Annotated in this window: 5 protein-coding genes; 3 read left to right on the top strand and 2 right to left on the bottom strand. The window is 71.6% G+C overall.

All coding sequences use genetic code 11. The annotated features are described in order from the left end of the window. Nucleotides 1-347: 347 nt before the first annotated feature. A complete protein-coding gene (locus ACFTXQ_RS36355; RefSeq protein WP_382649889.1) occupies nucleotides 348-1322 on the bottom strand; it encodes a carbohydrate kinase family protein in 975 nt (324 codons plus the stop codon). Nucleotides 1323-1454: 132 nt separating this feature from the next. On the opposite strand from ACFTXQ_RS36355, the gene ACFTXQ_RS36360 reads away from it, so the two are divergent. Both ACFTXQ_RS36360 and ACFTXQ_RS36365 read left to right on the top strand, forming a co-directional pair. Then, the gene (locus tag ACFTXQ_RS36360) at nucleotides 1455-1691 is read left to right on the top strand and encodes a hypothetical protein (protein ID WP_382649892.1); all 237 of its coding nucleotides are present in this window, start codon (nucleotides 1455-1457) and stop codon (nucleotides 1689-1691) included. A gap of 81 nt (nucleotides 1692-1772) precedes the next feature. After that, entirely contained in the window at nucleotides 1773-3221 is a 1449-nt protein-coding gene (locus ACFTXQ_RS36365; protein ID WP_382649895.1) for a hypothetical protein, read from the top strand. 93 nt (nucleotides 3222-3314) lie between these two features. Here ACFTXQ_RS36365 and erpA read toward each other — a convergent pair whose 3' ends face one another. After that, nucleotides 3315-3671 carry an iron-sulfur cluster insertion protein ErpA gene (gene erpA, locus ACFTXQ_RS36370; protein ID WP_030010511.1) on the bottom strand — a complete coding sequence of 119 codons (357 nt, stop codon included), beginning with the start codon at nucleotides 3669-3671 and terminating at the stop codon, nucleotides 3315-3317. Between the two features lie 292 nt (nucleotides 3672-3963). Here erpA and nadA point away from each other — a divergent pair, with 292 nt between their 5' ends. Further along, a complete protein-coding gene (nadA, locus tag ACFTXQ_RS36375) occupies nucleotides 3964-5151 on the top strand; it encodes a quinolinate synthase NadA (RefSeq protein ID WP_382649898.1) in 1188 nt (395 codons plus the stop codon). Nucleotides 5152-5190: the final 39 nt, after the last annotated feature.

Raw genomic sequence — 5190 nt, forward strand, 5'->3', positions numbered from 1 at the left:
GCGCGCGCGTCCTGCGGGGACGCCCCTGCGCGCCCCCACTCCCCCCACAGGCCAAGGCCCCGGCCCGGGTGCGGGGGAGTCGATTTCATCTCGGCGCGGGTGGGGGCGGAGTGGGGCTTGGGGTGGGGACGCGGAGGAGGGTCCCCGCAGGACGAGCGCGCAACCACCCTTACGTCACGCAGCGGGCCTTAGTGCGCGAGCCGAGGAGACACTCCGGAGGGGCACCGCCCCAAGACCCGCTCCGGCCCCGCCCGACGGCGCCCCCCAGCCCCGCCGGCGATTGAGGCGAACGGGGTCCGGGGCGGAGCCCCGGCAACGGCGCCGCGCCCGAGACCCCCCGGCCCCGGTCAGGAGAGGTGGGTGCGGACCTCGGTGGCGGCTTCCTCGCCGTAGGCCTTGGTGAACCGCTCCATGAAGTGGGCACGGGCCAGCGTGTACTCCTGGGTACCCAGCGTCTCAATGACCAGCGTCGCCAGCATGCAGCCCACCTGCGCGGCCCGCTCCAGACCCACGCCCCAGCCCAGCCCCGTCAGGAACCCGGCGCGGAACGCGTCGCCGACACCCGTCGGGTCGACCTTCGCGGTCTCCTCGGGGCAGCCGACCACGATCGGGGCCTCGCCGACCCGCTCGATCCGCACGCCGTTCGAGCCCAGCGTCGTGACCCGGGTCCCGACCTTCGCCAGGATCTCCTCGTCCGACCAGCCCGACTTCGACTCGATGAGGCCCTTCTCGTACTCGTTCGAGAAGAGGTACGTCGCGCCCTCCATCAGGGTGCGGATGTTCTCGCCGTCCATCCGGGCGATCTGCTGCGAGAAGTCGGCCGCGAAGGGGATGCCCCGCGTCCGGCACTCCTCCGTGTGGCGCAGCATCGCCTCGGGGTCGTCCGCGCCGATCAGGACGAGGTCGAGCCCGCCCACGCGGTCGGCGACGGCCTTCAGCTCGATCTGGCGGGCCTCGCTCATCGCGCCCGTGTAGAAGGAGCCGATCTGGTTGTGGTCGGCGTCCGTGGTGCACACGAAGCGCGCGGTGTGCAGCACCTCGGAGATGCGGACGGACTCGGTGTCGACGCCGTGCCGGTCCAGCCAGGCGCGGTACTCGTCGAAGTCGGAGCCGGCGGCTCCGACGAGGATCGGGCGGCTGCCGAGCTGCCCCATGCCGAAGCAGATGTTCGGGCCGACACCGCCCCGCCGCACGTCGAGGTTGTCGACGAGGAAGGAGAGGGAGACCGTGTGCAGCTGGTCCGCGACCAGCTGGTCGGCGAAACGGCCGGGGAAGGTCATGAGGTGGTCGGTGGCGATGGAGCCGGTGACTGCGATGCGCACGGCGTGGACGCTCCTGCGGAGGACAGTAAGGGGACAGTCAAAACTACCCGGTCGGAGGCCTCGCGCCGAACGGCCGAAACTACCCCGTAGTAGCTCTTTCTTCACATGAGGCGCGGTGCCTACGGTGCGTCCATGACCTACACCGATGGCTTCGGCTACACCGAGTACACCGCCCAGTCGCGCGGCGCGGAAGTCTCGCGGCGGCCCGGCTTCGCCCGCCTGCTGGGCGACTGTGCCCGAATGGCCCCGCACTGGGCGGTTCCGGCGGCTCCGCTGCCGGCCCGGGTCGCCCCGTCGCAGATCCACGGGATCAGCGTCCCGCCGGCCTCGGCGCGCCTGATCGCCTCGACGGCGGCCTACGGGGACTGACCCGGACCCGGGGGAACCGGTTGCGCGTCTGTTCCGTCACACCCGCATCAAGTACGCCGGGACAGGTGAAGGAGCGATGCGGTGACCAGCGAAGAACCCGAGACATCACGCGGCACTCGACGGCGGCCGGCCTGGGCCGTGGGGTCGATCGCGGCTGCCGTGCTGCTGGCCGGCGGCGGCACCGCCTACTGGGCCTCCACCGCGTACGGCGACGCCTCGACCCGTACGGCCGACAGCGCGGCCTCCGCGCCCCGCGGGGCGGGGACGCCCTCAGGGCCGGGCATCGCGCCCGGGGAGCCCGACCCGCACGGTGACGGGGTGGTCTACCGGGCGGACGTGAAGCTGCCGGAGGGTCCGGCCGCCGCGCCCTCGTTCGCCGCGTCCGGGGAGGTCACCTCGGAGGAGGTGGCCAGGCTCGCCGCGGCGCTCGGCATCGCGGGCGCGCCGCGGCAGAACGGCGACGTGTGGCTGGCCGGGGAGGGCGCCGACGGCTCCGGGCCCCGGCTCACGGTGACCCGCAAGGCCCCGGGGACGTGGAACTTCAGCCGCTTCCAGGTGCCGGGCGACGGCAGTGGCAACGGCGCCGGGGACGACTGCGTGCGGGGCAAGGACACCTGCGGCCCCGCGACCCTCCCCCAGGACGCCGGGCCGGGCACCGACAAGCCGGTGTCCGAAGAGGCCGCGAAGGCCGCCGCGGCCCCGGTGCTGGCCGCCGTCGGGCAGAGCGGGGCACGGCTGGACGCCCGTCTCACCCAGCGCTCGGTGCGGGTGGTGACGGCGGACCCGGTGGTCGCCGGCCTGGCCACGCAGGGCTGGTCCACGAAGGTGAGCGTGGGCGCGGACTCCGCGGTGGTGGCGGGCAGCGGTGAGCTGAAGGCGCCCGTACGGGCCGCCGAGCAGCCGGTGGTCGGGGCCGTGGAGGCGCTGGCCCGGCTGAACGCGAGGTCGGGCGGCGCGCAGGGCACGGACCCCGGGCCGAGCGGCTGCGCGACCTCGGTGCCGCTGGACCCGGACACCCCGCTGGGGCCGACGGACGTACCGCCCTGCAATCCGGAGCCGCGGCCGATGAAGCCGCCGCGCACGGAGACGGTGAAGGGCGCCGCGCTCGGCCTGGTGGCCGGGACGGTGGACGGGGCCCGCGGGCTGGTCCCGGCCTGGCTCTTCGAGGTGGCGGGCACGGGCGGGGCCCCGGGCCGCACGGTGGCGCAGCCGGCCTCCGTCCAGGACGGCGGGCCCTCCGCGCCCGTTCCCGGCCGGCAGGACGGTCCCACCGTGCCCGGGTTCTCGTACGCGCAGGCCGACCGGAAGCTGACCGTGAACTTCTGGGGCAGCGTGTGCAGCACCTACGCCCTGGAGGCGCGGGAGCAGCCTGAGTCGGTCCTGGTGAAGATCACGGACACGCCGAACAAGCCGGGGCAGGCCTGCATCATGCTCGCGCAGGAGATGACGGTGACGGCGACCCTCCAGCAGCCGCTGGGCGACCGGAAGGTGATCGACGCGACCACGGGCAAGCCGCTGCCCCGGCAGTAGCCGCGGGGCGTGCGAGAGGGCCCGCTCCTCCGGTCGGATGAGACCGGAGGAGCGGGCCCTCGTCGTCGTGCAGGCCGTACGGGTCGTCCAGGTTTAGCTGAACGAGTCGCCGCAGGCGCAAGAGCCGGTGGCGTTCGGGTTGTCGATCGTGAAGCCCTGCTTCTCGATGGTGTCGACGAAGTCGATGGAGGCGCCGTGGAGGTACGGGGAGCTCATCCGGTCCGTGACGACCTTCACGCCGTCGAAGTCCTTGACGACGTCGCCGTCGAGGGACCGCTCGTCGAAGAAGAGCTGGTAGCGCAGGCCGGAGCAGCCGCCGGGCTGGACGGCGACGCGGAGCGCCAGGTCATCGCGGCCTTCCTGCTCCAGCAGGGTCCTGACCTTCTCGGCGGCGGCGTCGGACAGGAGGATGCCGTCGCTCACAGTGGTCTTGTCGTCCTGTACGGACATCTGCATTCACTCCCGAAGTGGGCGGCTCCCCACCGGAGGCGGGGAAACGTCGGACTCTTGCCGTCGGTGGCAACGAGCGGGACCGCGGATTCATTCCGGGACCCGACGCTTGTTTCAGATATTCATGCTCGCACACCGCGCGGGGGCGGAGCCGTTGGATCGGCGGGCTGATGCGTCACATCGACACTATGGACATCGTCAAACTGACATGAAGAGGTTATGATAGATAACGTCAAATAGACGAGAACTCGATGCGATACCTCAAGAAGTCCCTTGTCGCAGAACAGAAAGGGTGCGTGCAGTGACCACCGCCCAGCCTTTGGACGTCCAGCCGACGCCCCTTGCCCTGCTGCTGCTCGGTCGTGAATCCGACCCCAAGAGCGAGCGCGGCGTGGAATGCCCCGGCGACCTGCCCTCGCCGTCGGACCCGGACCTCGTGGCGCGCGCCCGCGCGGCCAAGGAGAAGCTCGGTGACAAGGTCTTCATCCTCGGCCACCACTACCAGCGCGACGAGGTGATCGAGTTCGCCGACGTCACCGGCGACTCCTTCAAGCTGGCCAAGGACGCGGCCGCCAAGCCGGAGGCCGAGTACATCGTCTTCTGCGGCGTGCACTTCATGGCCGAGTCCGCGGACATCCTGACCTCGGACGACCAGAAGGTGGTCCTGCCGGACCTGGCCGCCGGCTGCTCGATGGCCGACATGGCCACCGCCGAGCAGGTCGCCGAGTGCTGGGACGTGCTGACCGAGGCCGGCGTCGCCGGTGCGACGGTGCCCGTCTCGTACATGAACTCCTCCGCCGACATCAAGGCCTTCACCGGCAAGCACGGCGGCACGATCTGCACCTCGTCCAACGCGAAGAAGGCCCTGGAGTGGGCGTTCGAGCAGGGCGAGAAGGTGCTCTTCCTCCCGGACCAGCACCTGGGCCGCAACACCGCCGTCCGCGACATGGGCATGTCCCTGGACGACTGCGTCCTGTACAACCCGCACAAGCCGAACGGCGGCCTGACCGCCGAGCAGCTGCGGGACGCCAAGATGATCCTGTGGCGCGGCCACTGCTCGGTCCACGGCCGGTTCTCGGTCGACTCGGTCAACGACGTGCGCGAGCGGATCCCGGGCGTCAACGTCCTGGTCCACCCCGAGTGCAAGCACGAGGTCGTCGCGGCCGCGGACTACGTCGGCTCGACGGAGTACATCATCAAGGCGCTGGAGGCGGCCCCGGCCGGCTCCAAGTGGGCCATCGGCACCGAGCTGAACCTGGTCCGCCGCCTGGCGAACCGATTCGCCGCGGAGGACAAGGAGGTCGTCTTCCTCGACAAGACGGTCTGCTTCTGCTCGACGATGAACCGCATCGACCTCCCCCACCTGGTGTGGACCCTGGAGTCCCTGGCCGAGGGCAACCTCGTCAACCGGATCCAGGTCGACAAGGAGACCGAGAGCTTCGCGAAGCTGGCGCTGGAGCGCATGCTCGCGCTCCCGTAGCGGCCACGGTACGGCTGCGGCCCGCAGACGCCCGGAGGG

It is taken from the genome of Streptomyces sp. NPDC057010 (genome assembly GCF_042673805.1).
GTDB lineage: Bacteria > Actinomycetota > Actinomycetes > Streptomycetales > Streptomycetaceae > Streptomyces.

Bases quoted from the DNA above. Each gene is read 5' to 3' on its own strand.
- ACFTXQ_RS36360 (WP_382649892.1), top strand. From the start codon at position 1,455: ATGACCTACACCGATGGCTTCGGCTACACCGAGTACACCGCCCAGTCG.
- erpA (WP_030010511.1), bottom strand. From the start codon at position 3,671: ATGTCCGTACAGGACGACAAGACCACTGTGAGCGACGGCATCCTCCTG.